Source organism: Oerskovia paurometabola (assembly GCF_016907365.1).
GTDB classification, from domain to species: Bacteria; Actinomycetota; Actinomycetes; order Actinomycetales; family Cellulomonadaceae; genus Oerskovia; species Oerskovia paurometabola.
Map to the genome: position 1 here is coordinate 2,950,748 of NZ_JAFBBV010000001.1, position 15,745 is coordinate 2,966,492.

Sequence of the window (15,745 nt, forward strand, 5' to 3'; positions counted from 1 at the left end):
AGGCGGCTCGATCGTGGGCACCGGGCGCACCTCGACGGGCGGCGACCACGGCCGCTCCGCGAGGTGACCGGTCGGCTCACGCAGAGCGTCGCCGTCGGGCATGGGCACCCCCGCGCCGTAGACGCCGTCCTTCTGGTCGCGCAGCACGACACCGTTCGAGAGCTCGATGACGCGCTGGCGCATCTGGTTGACGAAGCCCGAGTCGTGCGTGGCCATGACGACCGTGGTCCCCGTGGCGTTGATGCGGGACAGCAGGTTCATGATGCCGAGCGACGTGTTCGGGTCGAGGTTTCCCGTGGGCTCGTCCGCGAGCAGGATCGAGGGTCGGTTGACGAACGCGCGAGCGATGGCGACACGTTGCTGCTCACCGCCCGAGAGCTCGTGCGGGCGCCGCTTCTCCTTGCCCTGCAGCCCGACCGTCTCGAGGACCTCGGGGACGGTCACGGCGATCATGTGACGCGGCCGGCCCGTCACCTGGAGCGCGAACGCGACGTTCTCGAAGACCGTCTTGTTCTGCAGCAGGCGGAAGTCCTGGAACACGACGCCGATCTGCCGGCGCAGCGACGGGACCTTCCAGCTCGACAGGGTCGACAGGTCGCGGCCGGCGACGAAGACCTTGCCCTGCGTGGGCCGCTCCTCGCGCAGCGCGAGCCGCAGGCAGGTCGACTTCCCGGAGCCGGACGCGCCGACCAGGAAGACGAACTCGCCGCGCTCGATCTCGGCGGACATGCCGTTCAGGGCAGGTCTGGCGCCGCGGGCGTAGACCTTCGAGACGTTCTCAAAACGGATCACAGGGGTTGACCAGTCTCTCGTTGGGGGAAGCGAAAACAGTTCGCTGGTCGCCCACGAGAGTAGGCACGCCCTCATGCCCTGACACCGCTGACACGCCGGGTGCGTCGGGATCCGGACCGCCGGAGGGACGTTTCACCCCGGGTGACGGAAGAGGCCGGGACACGAGGCCCCGGCCCCTCCGTCAGGCCTGGTCAGCGCTGCGGCGCCACCGGATCCCGGCCTCGATGAAACCGTCGATGTCGCCGTCGAAGACCCCCGAGGTGTTGCCGACCTCGTACTCGGTCCGCAGGTCCTTGACCATCTGGTAGGGGTGCAGGACGTACGAGCGCATCTGGTCGCCCCAGCTCGCCTTGATGTCTCCTGCCATGGCCTTCTTGGCCGCGCTCTCCTCGGCCTGACGCTGCAGGAGCAGGCGGGACTGGAGCACGCGCAGGGCCGCGGCACGGTTCTGGATCTGCGACTTCTCGTTCTGCATCGAGACGACGATCCCCGTGGGGATGTGGGTCATGCGCACGGCCGAGTCCGTCGTGTTGACGGACTGCCCGCCGGGGCCAGACGAGCGGAACACGTCGACCTTGATCTCCGAGTCGGGGATCTCGACCGAGTCCGTCTGCTCGATGAGCGGGATGACCTCGACAGCGGCGAACGAGGTCTGGCGGCGGCCCTGGTTGTCGAACGGCGAGATGCGGACCAGGCGGTGCGTGCCGGCCTCGACCGACAGGTGCCCGAACGCATAGGGCGCCTTGACCTCGAACGTCGCGGACTTGAGGCCCGCCTCCTCGGCGTAGGACGTGTCGAGGACCTGGGTCGGGTAGCCGTGGCGCTCGGCCCAGCGCAGGTACATGCGCATGAGCATCTCCGCGAAGTCGGCCGCGTCGACGCCGCCGGCACCGGCGCGGATCGTCACGACCGCCTCACGGGCGTCGTACTCGCCCGAGAGCAGGGTCTTGACCTCGAGGACGCCCAGGTCCTTGCGGATCAGCTCGAGCTCGGACGCCGCCTCGGCGAGGGTCGCTGCACTGTCAGCGTCGCCGACGTCAGCATCACTGGCCATCTCGACGAGCGTCTCCAGGTCGTCGATCCGGTCGCTCATGTTCGTGATGCGGTCGAGCTCGGACTGCGTCTGCGAGAGCGCGGTCGTGACCTTCTGGGCGGCGTCCGTGTCGTCCCACAGGTCCGGCGCCGACGCCTTGTCCGACAGCTCGGCGATCTGGACGCGCAGGGCGTCCGGGTCGCTCACGGCGCTGATGGTGTCGAGCGTCGATCGGAGGGCGCGGATCTCGTGCGGGAAGTCGATGGTGGCCACGGTCCTCAAGGTTACGCGACGACGGCGCCCCGCACGGCCCGGTCCCGTGGGCGTGCGCCCGCAGCGTCTCTCGTCAGCCGCCCGACGACGGCGCTCGCGCCCCGTGGACGGGCTCGACCTCGACGTCGGGTGCGGCGAGCGTGCCCGTGCCGGGCTGCGCGGGAGCGGTGCCGTCGTCGGCGGCGGGCTCACCTGCCGCCGAGGCGCGACCTTCGGCGCGGGCCTTCGCGAGGAGCGCCTCCAGGCGCTGCTTGCGACGTCGGCGGTTGTCGCGCACGCCGAGCACGACGAGCACCACCACGGCGACGAGGAGCAGGTGGACCCAGGGGACGGCCCAGGTCGTCACCGTGACGGTGACGGGACGCAGGTCCGCGGCGGGGACGTCGATCGCGCCGCCCGTCTCCCCCTCGGTCGCCACGAGCGACGGGACCACGACGACCTCGGTCGTCACGGGGCCGACGGGCCAGATCCCTCCGATCGTCACGGCCGTCGAGCGCGACGTGCCGGGGATCAGCTCCTTGACCCCCTCGACCCCCCGGTCGAGGGTCGTCGCTCCGATGCCGAACGCCCCGGAGGCCTTGATGGTCTGGTCCCCGCCGACCCGCAGGTTGCCGTCGTTGGTGACCTCGTAGGACACCCGGACGTCGCCGGGCGCGAACGGGTTCCACGACGGCGTGTAGGTCGCGGTGACCTGGTCGAGCGCGATCGACGGCACGACCTCCCCCGGCACCCGCAGGTTGACGCGGACACCCACCCGGCTCTCGACCCCGACCCCGGGGCCGGCGGCAGAGGATGCCGTCGTGACCGTCGCGACGATCCCGGCGGGGTGGTCGCCCGGTGTCACGTTGTCCGGCACCGTGATGGTGAACGGCACGATGACGGTCTCCCCTGCGGGGACCTCGACGCTCTGCTGCACCTCGAACCAACCGCCGGAGTCCTGCGGCTCCTGGTCGGAGGTGCGGATGTCGAAGCTCCCCGTGGGCGTGAAGATCCCGTCGTTCGTGACCATGGCGAACGTGACGGGGGCAGGGCCGTGGTTGGAGACGGCGACCTGGTCCTGGATCTGGGCGCCCGGTTCCGCGACGAAGTCGAAGATCCTCCGGTCGTCGGGGCCGTCGGGCGAGGCCGTGGTGACCGAGAACCGGATGCCCCCCGGGTCGGGGGCGGTCGCCTGGGCAGATCCGACGACGCCTGTCAGGGCGAGGGCCAGGACCCCCAGCGACGCGAGCCCGCGCACGAACCCGCCACCGGGCCTCCTCGCAGGCCGAGGTCCTGTCTCACGCGCCTTCTTCATGTCCGTGCTCACCACGACTTCCGGTCTTCGTCGAACGGGATTGCTGCTCCGGAGACGGTACAGGGCCGACGGACATCCGTCGGCCCTGCGTCGTCACCGTCCGTGACTGGTCTCGCGAGGAGCCGTCAGCTCTCCATGAGCGTGAGCGTCAGCGTCGACGCGTACGCACCGGAGGGCGTGCCCTTGGGGACCGTGAGGTTCAGGCCGGCCTTGACGCCGAACGACTGCCCCTTGGCCTCGAGCGAGGAGCCGCTCGACACCAGGAGGTCGCCGACCTGGACGCCACCCGTGAGCCAGTCACCGCCGGGGCCCTCGCCTGCGGGGACCTCCTGGAGCTCGCCCGCGATCGGCTGGCCCGGCGTGACGTTGAAGTCGCCGGGGATCGGGTTCGCCAGCTCGGGGACCCAGCCGAGGTTGGAGGAGTCGATCTCCGGCAGGCCTGCCGCCGTGAAGCTGCTGACCTGGCCGGTGACGGTCCAGCTCGCGTCCGCACCCACGTCGTTGCGGTCGTCGGTCACGCTGATACCGTCGAGGAGACCCGTGAACTCACGGTTCCCAGCGGCCCAGATGTCCTCGTCCGTCGTCTCGCCCAGCGTGACGGACGGGTTGGCGACGTTGAGCGCGAGCGCTCCGACCGGCGTGACGGCGACCTGGATCTGGACGTCCTCCTCACCGTGGGTCACCTCGTCGGCGACGGCCCCGGAGGCCATCGCGACGGTTCCGAGAAGCATCGCACCGAGTGCTCCGCCGGCAATCCACTGCTTCCTTGCACGTGCGTTCATGTAAGTCTCCGTCGTTGGAGGGTGTCGGACCGGATCACCATAGCGGCGAACCCTTGTTTTGTCAGTCATCAGACAAAAGTTGCATGGTTCGTTAAGAAAGTGAACGTACTTGGTCACCTTGTACCGCCCGTGTTCACCGGATGGTCATGCGTACCACCGACCCTCGGGACTCACCAAGCGCGCGCGCTGGACTCGGCACGCACGAGGATGCCGTCCGACCACAGCTGGGTCACCCAGGTGACGAGGACCGGGCGGGACAACCCGACCAGCCGGACCTCCGCGGTCCGTCCGTCGGGCGTCGACGCCTCGACGATGGTGACAGCATGCAGGTCGTCCAGCATCTCGGGGTGCGCGGCCACGAACTCCTCGACCGAGGCCCGCACCTCCGCGTCGCTGAGCCGGAGCACCGCCTGCTCCCCAGGGACGGGCACCCGCCCCTCGTAGAAGATGTCCTCGCTCATCGAGTCGGCGGCGTCGAGCGCCGCCGCGTCCGCGACGTCGAGAAGTCGCTTGCGGTCGAGGTGGACCCCCGTCGCCGAGACCACCACGGTCACCAGGAGGAGCGCGAACGCGACGAAGGCGCTCGTGAGGAGCATGATCTGGCCGTCATCGTCGCGCCCCCGCACGAGCCGGCCGCGTCGTGCGTCGGTCCGGGGCGCTGACGCGGTCCGGCGTCCGCGCCTCACGGCCGGGCCCCCGCGTACCGGTCCACGGGCGAGACGTGGGCGGCCTCGACCGGGACGGACAACGGTACCCACGACCGGACCCCCGGCGGGACGAACGGGAGCGGGACGTCATAGCGCACGACCGTGGCGACCTCGCTCCCCGGGGCGAGGCAGTGCGGGCTCGAGCACGAGATCGACAGGACGTCGGCAGGTCGCACGTCCTCGAACCCCTGGTCGGCCAGCGCCAGGGAGACCGCGACGCCGGCCCGCGCCTCACCCTGCGCGACCGAGTCGGCCGTGACGAAGGCACGGGCAGACTCCTTCGCGGCGCCCTCGACCGCGAAGGTCGCCGCCTGGATCCTTCCGAGAGTCAGCGCGAGGTACATCACGGGCAGGAGGAGCAGGAGTGCGGCTCCCAGGAACTCCACGATCGCGTTCCCCTGCTCCCGCCCCCCGAGACCTCTCGAGCGACGCCTGCGGACCGCGCCGGGCCCGGGTCCCCTTCGCGGCCCTCGGACTGCCACTCGGGCGGCCCCTCCGTCCCGGGCCGCCCGCTCACGCCCTCGCACTCCGGCCCCCTCGCGCCCGCTCACTGCTCCTCCTTCAACGCGTGCCCGTCCACCGTGACCGCTCCCGACGGGCCGAGCAGCCCGACGACGGGCAACGGAAACGTCACCGTCACCTCGACGACCCGCAGCCCGTCGTGGTCGATCTCTCGCGCCGAGACGTCCTGCGCGAACCGCTCCGACAAGGCCGCGTCGATCAAAGCTCGCGTCCGCGCCACTCCGTCCTCGGTGGTCCGGTCCGCCGTGCCAGCCAGCCGCGCTCCCTCCGCCGCGCTGTCGATCACGATCGCTCGCACGTGCACCGCGAGCACCACCTGGAGAACGCCCAGGAACAGGACGAGGAGAAGGACGGAGACGAGGACGAAGTCGACGACTGCCGAACCCTGCTCCTGCGCGCGAACGCCCCGGCCAGGGGGCGGGACCAGTCGCCGACGCGCCAGGCTCACGGACCGCCGACGCTGTTGATCGCGTTCGTGAAGGTCTCCGTGAGCGCGGGGCCCGCGACGGCCCACAGCGCGATGACCAGTCCCGCGGTCATCAGGGTCACCAGCACCCAGCCCGGGACGTCTCCGCGATCACGCTCCTGCGCGACCTGCTGGTACCTCGCACGCACGGTCCTGCTCATCAGTCGTCTCGTCATCTCGTTCCTTCGGTCGGTCGCGCGCTGCGGTCGCGTGCGGTCGTGGTCCAGGTCGGTCGTCCTGGTCGGTCGTCCAGGTCTTTTCGTCAAGATCGAGAACGGACCGCGGGTCGCCCGCCGTCCGGAAAGGTCGTCACAGGCCGATCCTCAGGGTCGCGATCGACGGGAATATCGCGAACACCACGGTCACGGGGAGGATCAGGAAGACGACGGGCACCATCATGAGAACCTCCTTGCGCCCACCCGACTCCATGAGGGCCCGGCGGCCCGCCTCCCGGACGTCCTGCGCCTGCGCGCGCAGGACGTCGGCGAGCGGCGTGCCTCGCTCGACGGCCACGGCGACCCCCTCCGCGAAGCGTGTGAGGCTCGTCAGCGCGGTCCGGTCGGCGAGCCCTTCGAGAGCACGGGCCAGCGGCACCCCCGAGCGGACCATCGAGAGCGTCAGCGCGAGCTCGGTCGACAGCTCACCCCGGGCCATGGTCGCGACGCGCTCCATCGCCGCGACCGGCCCCTCCCCCGCCCCGACGGACAGCGCGAGCAGCTCCGCGATCGTGGGAAACTCCATGAGCATGCGCTCCTCGCGCCGGGCGACCTGCCGAGAGAGCCGGTAGTCGCAGCCGAGCAGCCCACCAAGTCCGCAGAAGGCGACGAGAGCGGCCAGGACCACGGGGGACGATCCCCTGGTCGCGGCCAGGAGCAGGGCGAGGAGAAGGCCGCCGACCAGTGCGAGCGCTGCCCACACCACCTGCTGGGCCCGGAACTGGTCGACGCTCTCGAGTCGGCCGGCCTGGTCGAGGCGGCGGCGAAGCACCGCACGGGTCGACCCGAACCTCTCGAGCCCCCGCCCGACCTCGGCGAGCCACGGGCCTACGAGACGGTCGAGGGACGGGAAGGGCGATCGCGTCGACGACTCCTGCAGCAGTCCCGACGTGGTGCCGATCACGCGCAGATACGGTCCGACCCGCTCGTCGAGGCGGACCCGCCTGGCACGCAGACGCGACACGACGACGAGGAGCCCGCATCCCAGCATCGCCCCGGCCACGACGCCGATCCACGACACCTCGATCCCTTCGGACCCGTTCACCGCAGGACCCGCACTTCTTCGGGCAACCGCCCGATCCGACGCATGATCTGGTAGGCGACCACCGAGGTGAGCGCGCCGGCTCCGAGCACGACGGCCCCCTGGAACGAGCTGTAGGCCTGCGCGGTCTCGGGTCGGGTGGCCAGCAGGGCCAGGACGACCCAAGGCCCTGCCACCGCGAGTCGGGCGCCGTTCACGGTCCACGACTGGCGCGCCTCGAGCTCGCCTCGCGTTCTGGCGTCCTCGCGCAGGAACATCGCGAGCGTGCGCAGCAGCTTGCCGAGATCCGTGCCCCCCACCTCCCTCGTCATGCGCAGGGCCTCGACGATGCGGTCGGCGACGGGATCTGCCAGGCGCGCCTTGAGCGCGTCCAGGCAGTCGCCGAAGCGCCCGGTCGCACGAAAGTCCTGGGCGAAGCGAGCGAAGGGTTCCCGCAGCTCGACCGGCCCCCGCTCCCCGAGCTGGCCCACCGCCTCGGGCAGCGAGAGGCCCGCACGCACGCCCGAGGCAAGGTGGTCCACGACCTCGGGCCACACGTCACGCAGGCTCGAGCGGCGCCGTCGGGCACGCGAGCGCACGAGAGCGACGGGCGCAGCGCCCGCCATCGCCGCGAAGCACACCGCGACGGGCAGCGCCCGGGTGAGTGCGAGCACGACCAGCAGGACGAACGCTCCGAGTGCCACGCTCACGCCCACCAGGGCGCGCGGGGTGACCGTCGGGGCCCCGGCGAGCACCAGGAGGTCCTGCGTCCTCGTCGACCAGGCGTCGGCCCGACGGGGAGGGCGAGGCGCCGGCTCCCACCAGGCCCACCAGACGCAGAACACCCCGACCCCGAGCAGCAGGCCCACCATGACGCCCATGTCAGCGGGCCTCCCCCGGTCGTGGACCGACCATGAGCGCCGCGAGGTCGATCCCGGCCCGGGCGAACCGCTCCTCCGCCGGCGGGAACCCGTCGCCGCGCACGAGACCGCCCCCGACGCGGTGGAAGAGGTCCGAGGTCTCGACCACCCCCTGCTCCACGCGCCCGGGGACCCCGACGATCTCGCGGACCTGACGTCGACCGTCCGCGGTCACGCCCAGGTGGACCACGACGTCGACCGCACCGGCCACGGTCGGGACGACGAAGCGGTCCGAGACGTTCTCCCCGGCCAGCAGCGGCAGGGTGCACATCTTGGAGATCGCCTCCCGGGCCGAGTTCGCGTGGATCGTGCACATCCCCGGGACGCCAGCGTTCAGGGCGATCAGCAGGTCGAAGCTCTCCGCCTCGCGCACCTCGCCGATGACGATCCGGTCCGGACGCATGCGCAACGCCTCCTTGACCAGACGTCGCAGCGGGATCTCCCCCGTGCCCTCGAGGCTGGGCTGACGACACTGCATCGAGACGATGTCGCGCACCGCGAAGCGCAGCTCGAACACCTCCTCGCACGTGATGACCCTCTCGTGCGAGGGGATCGACCCGGCGAGCGCGTTGAGCATGGTCGTCTTGCCCGCCTGCGTGGCGCCCGCCACGAGGACGTTCAGCCCCGCCCGGACGCAGGCGTGCAGGAACGCCGCGGCGTGCGGGGTGAGGGACCCCAGGCGCACTAGGTGCTCGAGGTGAGAGGCCCGCACGACGTGCTTGCGGATGTTCACGGCGAAGTGCTCGCGCGTGACGTCCGGGATCACGACGTGCAACCGCTCGCCCCCGGGCAGCGCGGCGTCGACGAAGGGGCTCGAGAGGTCGAGGCGCCGACCGGAGGACTTGAGCATCTGCTCGACGAGGTCGCGGACCTGGGTGCTCGTGAGGATGGTCGAGGTGAGCTCGGCCGTCCCGCCGCGCGCGACGAAGACCTGCGCGGGCGAGTTGATCCAGACCTCTTCGATCTCCGGGTCGTCGAGGTACTTCTGGAGGGGGCCGAGCCCCGCGACGGCGTCGAGGACCGCCCGCACGGCGCCGGGGACGTCGGCGAGCGGGGGCACGACGCCCAGCGCGGTGCGGGTGTCGTAGTCCGCCAGGGCGTCGGCGACGAGCTGGTCGATCCCCGCCTTGTCGCGCAGCGGGTCGACGCCTCGGCGGCGGATCAGCTCGCGGACCTCGCGCTCGAGGATCGCCACGCCTGCGGTGCTCATCGTCGTGCCACGCTCCCCTGCGTCCCTGCGCGCCCCCCGCGCAGTCGACCACCCGGCGGGGTGGTTGCGCGCCGAGACTAGGGCACGACCGGCCGGGTCCGCACCGCCCCCTGTGGACAACCGCTCAGGATCCGCGGGATCTCGCGGATCACACCTCGGTGGATGTCCGAACTGTGGTCAGGGCCCCACGAGCTCCGGGCAGGGCAGCAGCGCGGGCCGCCACGGCGAGCGCACACCCGGCATAGGGTCGGCGCATGTCTGCGAGCACCCCCGCCGTCCCCCGTCCCGCCCTTCCCCAGGTCCCCGGCCGTTGGCGCGCCGCGGCCGCCGCGACGGGCCTGCTGCGCCCCGACGGCTCGGTGGCCTCGACGATCTTCGCCGAGATGACGAACCTCGCGCTGCGCACGGGGGCGATCAACCTGGGCCAGGGCTTCCCCGACGTGGACGGCCCGCACGCGATCAAGGAGGCCGCGATCCGCGCGATCGAGAACGGTCACAACCAGTACCCGCCGGGCACGGGCATCCCGGTGCTGCGCGAGGCGGTCGCGGACCACCAGCGCCGCCACTACGGTCTCGACCTGGACCCGGACACCGAGGTCCTGGTCACCACGGGGGCCACCGAGGCGCTGGCCGCGACGATCCTGGCTCTGGCGGGACCGGGCGACGAGGTCGTGACCCTCGAGCCCTTCTACGACTCGCACGCGGCGTGCATCGCGCTCGCGGGCGCCACGCACGTGCGCGTCCCGCTCCACCCGACCCCGGACGGGTTCCACCTCGATCCCGCGCAGGTGCGCGCCGCCGTCGGGCCGCGGACGCGGTTGATCCTGGTCAACACGCCGCACAACCCGACCGGGACCGTCCTGACGCGCGCCGAGCTCGAGGTGGTCGCGGAGGCGGCGCGGTCCGTGGACGCGGTCGTCGTGACGGACGAGGTCTACGAGCACCTCGTGTACGACGACGCGGTGCACGTGCCCGTCGCGACCCTGCCGGGCATGGCCGAGCGCACGATCACGATCTCCTCGGCCGGCAAGACGTTCTCCTTCACGGGCTGGAAGATCGGCTGGCTGCACGGCCCGGCGCACCTCGTGGAGGCCGTGCGCACGGTCAAGCAGTTCCTGACGTACACGTCGGGGGCGCCGTTCCAGCCCGCGATCGCGCAGGCCCTGGCCGACGACGAGGCGCCGCGCGCCCTGGCCGCGTCCCTCGCGGCCCGGCGGGACCTGCTGTGCGAGGGCCTGGTGGCCGCGGGCTTCGAGGTCGTCGTGCCGCGGGGCACGTACTTCGTGGTCGCCGACGGCGCACCCCTGGGCTTCGAGGACGGCACCGAGCTGTGCCGCCGGCTGCCCGGGCTCGCGGGCGTCGTGGGCGTGCCGGTGAGCGCGTTCTGCGCCGCGTCACCGGGCGATGGGGACCCCTCTGGCCCGACGACGGCGCAGGCCCTGGCCTCTCGGGTCCGGTTCACGTTCGTCAAGCGTGAGGACGTGCTCCGCGAGGCGGTCTCCCGCCTCGCGGAGCTGCGCTGACGACCTGTCAGGAGGCGCAGACCCCTTCGAGGAGCGGAGGCGGGGTGGTCGTCGTCGTGCCGGTGTCGGCGGGCGGCGCGACCTCGCCGGTCGTGCCGGCGTCGGGGACGGTCGTGCCGGCGTCGGGGACGGTCGCGCCGGCGTCCGGGACCGTCGCACCCGCGTCGGGAACCGTCGCACCAGCGTCGGGGGCTGCTGCACCGCCGTCGGCCGGGGGCGCAGCAGTCTCGTGACCGGGCGGCGGCTCGTCGGCGGCCATGCGGTCCCAGATCGCCTGGGCGTCCTTGGTCCACACCACGCGGTTCTTGTCGTTCGGCGCTTCGACGACGGGCAGCGGCGTGAAGACGATCTCGGACGGCTTGATGTCCTTGAGCGAGAAGGCGAGCCCTGCCAACGAGTCGAGGCCCGCGAGGTTGGGGCTCGCGCTGATCGAGGAGAGCACGGCCTTGATGAGGCCGTACAGCTGCGGGGTGTCCGTGATGATGTTCTTCGACAGGAGCTCACGCATCATCGAGTCCAGGAACGCCTGCTGACGCGCGATGCGGGCCAGGTCGCTGCCCATCTCGAGTCCCATGCCGCTGCCCTTGCGGGCGCGCAGGAAACTGATCGACGTACGACCGTCGAGGACCTGCTCGCCTGCCGCGATGTTGAGGTCGCGCGAGTGGGATCCACCCACGACCGGCTCCGGGAAGCACATCCGCACGCCACCGAGGGCGTCGACGACCCCGATGACACCGGTCATCTTGACCACGACGTGGTCGGTGATGGTCAGCCCGGTGAGCTCCTGGACGGTCGTGATGGTGCACGCCGCGGCGCCCACCATGTCGTCGACTCCGCCGGACCCGATCTCGAACGCGGAGTTGAACATCGCGTCGTTCTGCTTGCGGGTGGTCCTGCCGTCGGACAGGTTGCACGCGGGGATGTCGACGAGCGAGTCGCGCGGGATCGACACGACCTCGATGCGGCTGCGGTCGCCGGAGATGTGCACCACGAACGTCGTGTCGGAGCGCATGCCGTCCTCGGCACCGGCGAGCTCGGCGTTCTCCTCGTCGCGGTAGTCGGTCCCCATCACGAGGATGTTGAGGGCCTTGCCCGCGTACGGGTCGTCCGGGTCTCGCGGCGCCTCGGGTTCCGACGGCGAGTCGACCAGGGCCGACACGTCGCTGACCGTCACGGCCGACTGCCAGTCCATGTAGGCGGCGGCTCCGCCGACGACGCCGAAGGCGAGGACCGCGGTGGTGACGAGACCGGTGGCACGAAGGACCTTGTGCGTGCGCTGCGAGCGCGCGTGATGAGGGCCGCTGTTCGAGGCGGTCTTCGGGCTGGGCATGAGACGAGCCTAGATGCACGGCAGGGCCAAGGGCTTCGTGTCGTGCAAAGGAAATGTGAAGTGTCCTGCTGGATCTGCTGCCCACGAGGCCGAGCCGGGCCCCTCCCGTGCTCCTTCATATGGCGCATCTCGGGCGATCTCGGGCATGGACGAGGCACACCAGGGCCTGGCACCGGCCCTCTCTGCGGTTCAGGCGGGCAGGTGCCAGCCACCCTTGCGGAACGCGGGCGTCGCGAGCCCGAGGACGAGGAGGGAAGCCACGACGGCCCCCAGCATGACCGTGCTCATGGCCACCGCGTCGCCTCCGAGGACCCCGACGAGGGGGCTCACGAGCCCGGCGACCCCGGCCTGGAAGGCCCCGATGACCGCGGCGGCCGTACCGGCCCTCTCGCCGTGCCGGGTCAGCGCCAGCGCGGAGGCGTTGGCCGGGATGAGTCCCTGGAGCGCGAGCGTGAGCCACAGCGCGGCCAGGAGCCCTATCAGGCCGCCCGCCCCGGTGAGCGCCACGACGAACAGCCCCACCGCGAACACCCCCTGGAGGACCAGGGCGGCGCGCAGGATCCGCACGGGGGCGACGCGCCGCACGAGCGAGGCGTTGACCTGGGCCGAGATCACGAGGCCGATCCCGTTGACCGCGAACAGGGCGGCGAACTGCTGGTGGGTGAGCCCGTACCCCTCCTGCAGGACGAACGGCGAGCCGACGACGTAGCTCATCAGGACGGCCATGCCGAGCCCGGGGAGGACGGCCAGGGCGACGAAGTGGCGGTCCTTGAGGAGCGCTCCGTAGCCGCGGAAGACGCTGCCGACCCCGCCCACCTGGCGGCGCTCGGTCTCGAGGGTCTCGGGCATGAAACGCAGGACGATGAGCCCCAGGACGAGGCCCAGGACCGCGAGGACCCAGAACACCCAGCGCCAGTCGCCGTGCCCGGCGACGAACGAGCCGATGGTCGGCGCCAGGAGCGGCGCGAGCCCGATGACGAGCATGAGCCGCGACAGGATCCTGGCGGCGTCCGACCCGGTGAACCGGTCGCGGATCACGGCGATCGAGACGACCTGGGCCGAGGCGTTGAAGAAGCCCTGGAGGACGCGCAGGACGATGAGCCAGCCGATGGTCGGCACGACCGCGCACAGGACCGAGGTCACGACGTGCAGCGCGAGGCCGATGATGACGGGCGCCCGGCGTCCGTACCGGTCGGACAGCGGGCCGATCACGAGCTGTCCGAACGCGCCGCCGACGAGCATCCCGGCCAGGGTGAGCTGCGCGAGGGCGGGGCTGGCGTCGAGGTCCGCCGCGACGTCGGGCAGGGACGGCAGGTACATGTCGACCGTGAACGCCGGGAGCGTGGCGAGTGCGCCGAGCAGGAGGACCCACTTGACGGTGGAGCGGCCGGGGCGCCGGGCCGTGGCACGCCCCTCGCTGTCCTTCGACGGCGCCGGCGGGGTGGGTGCAGTTCCTGCCGGGGGTGTCTCCATGGGTTCGATCATAACGATTCGACCGCCCGGCCACGCCCGGATCCGGGACCAGGTTTCGTGACGTGCCCGACGGCGCAGCCGCCTGTGCCACCCGACCTCACCGCACGCTCAGCGGCCCAGCAGGAGCCACGTGACACCGAGGGAGACGAGCGCGAACGCCGGGACGACCCACATGACCGTCGCCGACAGGCGTCGCGTCCGCCGCACCGGGCCGTCCTGCGGTTCACCGGGCAGCGGCGAGACGATCGGGTCGTCGAGCGTGCCTCTCCTGGCCTGGACCGCGCTCCACGCCGTGCCCACGGCGAGCACGAGCGCACCGGCGACCGCGACGGGCCAGGCCGGGAGCGAGACGAGGACGCCGTCCAGCAGGACGGGGACCACGACGAGCACCGCCATGCAGCCCGCCAGGGCGAAGAACGACACCAGCGGTCGCTCCAGGATGGTTCGCAGCACCGGGGAGCTGAACCGGTAGAAGAGCAGGATCGCCGCCCCGAACGCCGCGATCATCGCGAGCATCCCGGCCGTCACGTCGACGCTCGGCGCCGCATCGCCGACTCGCCCGGCCAGGGCCACCGCCGAGCCGCCCCAGCCGAGGAGCAGCAGCCCCAGGAACTGGGCGGTCACCGGCCCGAGCACCTTCACGACCTCCCACCGCCTGTCGGGCTCGACGGGCAGGTCGAGGCTCCTCGCGTAGGCCACGGGGTTCCCGAACGCCTCTGCGGCGGACTCTCCGCTCTCCGCGCAGTGGGACTCGACCTCGGTGAGCGCCCCACCGAGGGCGGCGCCCGGCACGTCGAGCAGCCTCAGCTCGATCAGGAAGGCCTCGGCCCACTCCTCCTCGACGTGCGGCGCGAGGCGCCTCTCGATCTCGTAGCGCGCGGCGGTCCGCTTCTCGCTCGTGCGGGTCATCGGTTCTCCTCGGTGGGGGTGGATCGACGGGCGGGGTCGTCGGCGCCGGGCTGCTCGGCCTCGGCCCCGGTGCCTGCGACGAGGTCACGGGTCGTCCGGGTGAACGCCTCCCACAGCGCGACACGCTGCGCGAGCTCGTGGCGGCCCGCGTCGGTGAGGTCGTAGTACTTGCGCCCGGGCCCGCCGTCTCCGGCCCGCCACTCGACCGTGACGAGACCGCCCGTCTCGAGGCGCCCGAGCAGCGGGTAGAGGGTCCCGCCCTTGATGACCCCGAGGCCGCCGTCGGCGAGTCGCGCGGCGATCGCGTACCCGTAGGTGGGGCCCTCGGCGAGGGTGCGCAGCACGCAGACGTCGAGGACGCCGCGGAGCCACTCGCTGGGCCAGGTGCTCTCGGTCATGGCTAGATCGTGTCGCTAACTAGTCAGCCTGTCAACCTAGCCACGACCGAGGCCCGACGGCGCCGCTCGCCGACGCGATCGCCGAGCGCAGCGCGCGGCGTGGGTGGCACGAGGCATCCTGGGAGACATGTGCGGACGCTATGCCTCCTTCCGGGACGCCCAGGACCTCGCCGACGATTTCGCGATCGCCGACCTCGCCGACGACGCGCGGCTCCTGCCACCGTCGTGGAACGTCGCCCCCACCGACCCCGTGCGAATCGTCGTCGAACGAGCGGCCAAGGACACGGGCGAGGTCCGCCGTTCCTTGCGCGTCGCCCGCTGGGGCCTGGTGCCGAGCTGGGCCAAAGACCCCGGCGTCGGGGCGCGCATGATCAACGCGCGGGCCGAGTCGTTGCTCGACAAGCCCGCGTTCGCCAAGCCGTTCGCGGCCCGCCGCTGCCTCGTGCCGGCCGACGGGTACTACGAGTGGCGGAAGGTCGAGACGCCTCCGGCTCCCGGATCCACCGCGCGCAGGCCCAAGGTGACCAAGCAGCCGTTCTACATCCATCCGGACGGGCCCGCGGTCGCCGCCTTCGCGGGCCTCTACGAGTTCTGGCGGGACCCCGCCAAGGCCGACGACGACCCCACCCGCTGGCTCGTCTCGACCACGATCATCACGACCGACGCCGCCCCGGCGCTCGCCTCGATCCACGACCGCATGCCGCTCGCTCTCGCCCCGGACCGGTGGGACGCGTGGCTCGACCCTGCGGTCGGCAAGGACGAGGCCGCCGGGCTGCTGGTCGCACCCGAGGTCCGCATGGAGGCCCAGGAGGTCGCGCCGCTCGTCAACAGCGTCGTCAACGACGGCCCGGAGCTCGTCCAGGCGGTCTGAGGCCCG

General features: G+C 71.9%; 16 protein-coding genes and 1 pseudogene. 2 read left to right on the forward strand and 15 right to left on the reverse strand.

Annotated elements, in window-relative coordinates:
* Positions 1-111: 111 nt before the first annotated feature.
* The 11 genes and pseudogenes from ftsE to JOD48_RS13470 form a co-directional block, all read right to left on the reverse strand.
* Positions 112-792: pseudogene (gene ftsE, locus JOD48_RS13420) on the reverse strand (cell division ATP-binding protein FtsE); the annotation flags it as partial.
* A gap of 181 nt (positions 793-973) precedes the next feature.
* On the reverse strand, positions 974-2,098 hold the full coding sequence (prfB, locus tag JOD48_RS13425; RefSeq protein WP_191788874.1) for a peptide chain release factor 2: 1,125 nt from the start codon (positions 2,096-2,098) through the stop codon (positions 974-976).
* Between the two features lie 73 nt (positions 2,099-2,171).
* Positions 2,172-3,404, reverse strand: a complete 1,233-nt coding sequence (locus JOD48_RS13430; protein ID WP_204809522.1) for a WxL protein peptidoglycan domain-containing protein — start codon at positions 3,402-3,404, stop codon at positions 2,172-2,174.
* 113 nt (positions 3,405-3,517) lie between these two features.
* Positions 3,518-4,123 (reverse strand): hypothetical protein, encoded by a 606-nt coding sequence (locus JOD48_RS13435; protein ID WP_191788872.1) that lies wholly within the window; start codon positions 4,121-4,123, stop codon positions 3,518-3,520.
* A gap of 221 nt (positions 4,124-4,344) precedes the next feature.
* Complete coding sequence (locus JOD48_RS13440; RefSeq protein WP_191788871.1) at positions 4,345-4,770, reverse strand: pilus assembly protein TadG-related protein; 426 nt, start codon at positions 4,768-4,770, stop codon at positions 4,345-4,347.
* An 86-nt stretch (positions 4,771-4,856) separates the two neighbouring features.
* A complete protein-coding gene (locus JOD48_RS13445) occupies positions 4,857-5,267 on the reverse strand; it encodes a pilus assembly protein (RefSeq protein ID WP_307824143.1) in 411 nt (136 codons plus the stop codon).
* Positions 5,268-5,428: 161 nt separating this feature from the next.
* A complete protein-coding gene (locus JOD48_RS13450; protein WP_307824144.1) occupies positions 5,429-5,851 on the reverse strand; it encodes a TadE/TadG family type IV pilus assembly protein in 423 nt (140 codons plus the stop codon).
* Entirely contained in the window at positions 5,848-6,030 is a 183-nt protein-coding gene (locus tag JOD48_RS13455; protein ID WP_204809523.1) for a hypothetical protein, read from the reverse strand. The genes JOD48_RS13450 and JOD48_RS13455 overlap by 4 nt, the downstream gene beginning before the upstream one ends.
* Before the next feature lie 148 nt (positions 6,031-6,178).
* Positions 6,179-7,075: a type II secretion system F family protein gene (locus JOD48_RS13460; RefSeq protein WP_191789137.1), complete on the reverse strand. Its 897-nt coding sequence runs from the start codon at positions 7,073-7,075 to the stop codon at positions 6,179-6,181.
* A gap of 50 nt (positions 7,076-7,125) precedes the next feature.
* Positions 7,126-7,986, reverse strand: a complete 861-nt coding sequence (locus JOD48_RS13465) for a type II secretion system F family protein (RefSeq protein WP_191788869.1) — start codon at positions 7,984-7,986, stop codon at positions 7,126-7,128.
* Position 7,987: 1 nt separating this feature from the next.
* Positions 7,988-9,235: a TadA family conjugal transfer-associated ATPase gene (locus tag JOD48_RS13470; RefSeq protein ID WP_204809524.1), complete on the reverse strand. Its 1,248-nt coding sequence runs from the start codon at positions 9,233-9,235 to the stop codon at positions 7,988-7,990.
* A 254-nt stretch (positions 9,236-9,489) separates the two neighbouring features.
* Between JOD48_RS13470 and JOD48_RS13475 the strand changes: the two genes are divergently transcribed.
* Entirely contained in the window at positions 9,490-10,758 is a 1,269-nt protein-coding gene (locus JOD48_RS13475; RefSeq protein WP_204809525.1) for a pyridoxal phosphate-dependent aminotransferase, read from the forward strand.
* A gap of 7 nt (positions 10,759-10,765) precedes the next feature.
* Here JOD48_RS13475 and JOD48_RS13480 read toward each other — a convergent pair whose 3' ends face one another.
* The 4 genes from JOD48_RS13480 to JOD48_RS13495 all read right to left on the reverse strand — a co-directional run bounded on the left by JOD48_RS13480 (position 10,766) and on the right by JOD48_RS13495 (position 14,868).
* A complete protein-coding gene (locus JOD48_RS13480) occupies positions 10,766-12,088 on the reverse strand; it encodes an LCP family protein (RefSeq protein WP_191788866.1) in 1,323 nt (440 codons plus the stop codon).
* Between the two features lie 189 nt (positions 12,089-12,277).
* Positions 12,278-13,561: a multidrug effflux MFS transporter gene (locus JOD48_RS13485; RefSeq protein ID WP_307824146.1), complete on the reverse strand. Its 1,284-nt coding sequence runs from the start codon at positions 13,559-13,561 to the stop codon at positions 12,278-12,280.
* A gap of 108 nt (positions 13,562-13,669) precedes the next feature.
* Positions 13,670-14,470: a hypothetical protein gene (locus tag JOD48_RS13490; protein WP_204809526.1), complete on the reverse strand. Its 801-nt coding sequence runs from the start codon at positions 14,468-14,470 to the stop codon at positions 13,670-13,672.
* A complete protein-coding gene (locus JOD48_RS13495; RefSeq protein WP_204809527.1) occupies positions 14,467-14,868 on the reverse strand; it encodes a PadR family transcriptional regulator in 402 nt (133 codons plus the stop codon). Before JOD48_RS13495 ends, JOD48_RS13490 begins: the two co-directional genes overlap by 4 nt.
* 127 nt (positions 14,869-14,995) lie before the next feature.
* Here JOD48_RS13495 and JOD48_RS13500 point away from each other — a divergent pair, with 127 nt between their 5' ends.
* Positions 14,996-15,739: an SOS response-associated peptidase gene (locus JOD48_RS13500; protein ID WP_204809528.1), complete on the forward strand. Its 744-nt coding sequence runs from the start codon at positions 14,996-14,998 to the stop codon at positions 15,737-15,739.
* Positions 15,740-15,745 lie beyond the last annotated feature (6 nt).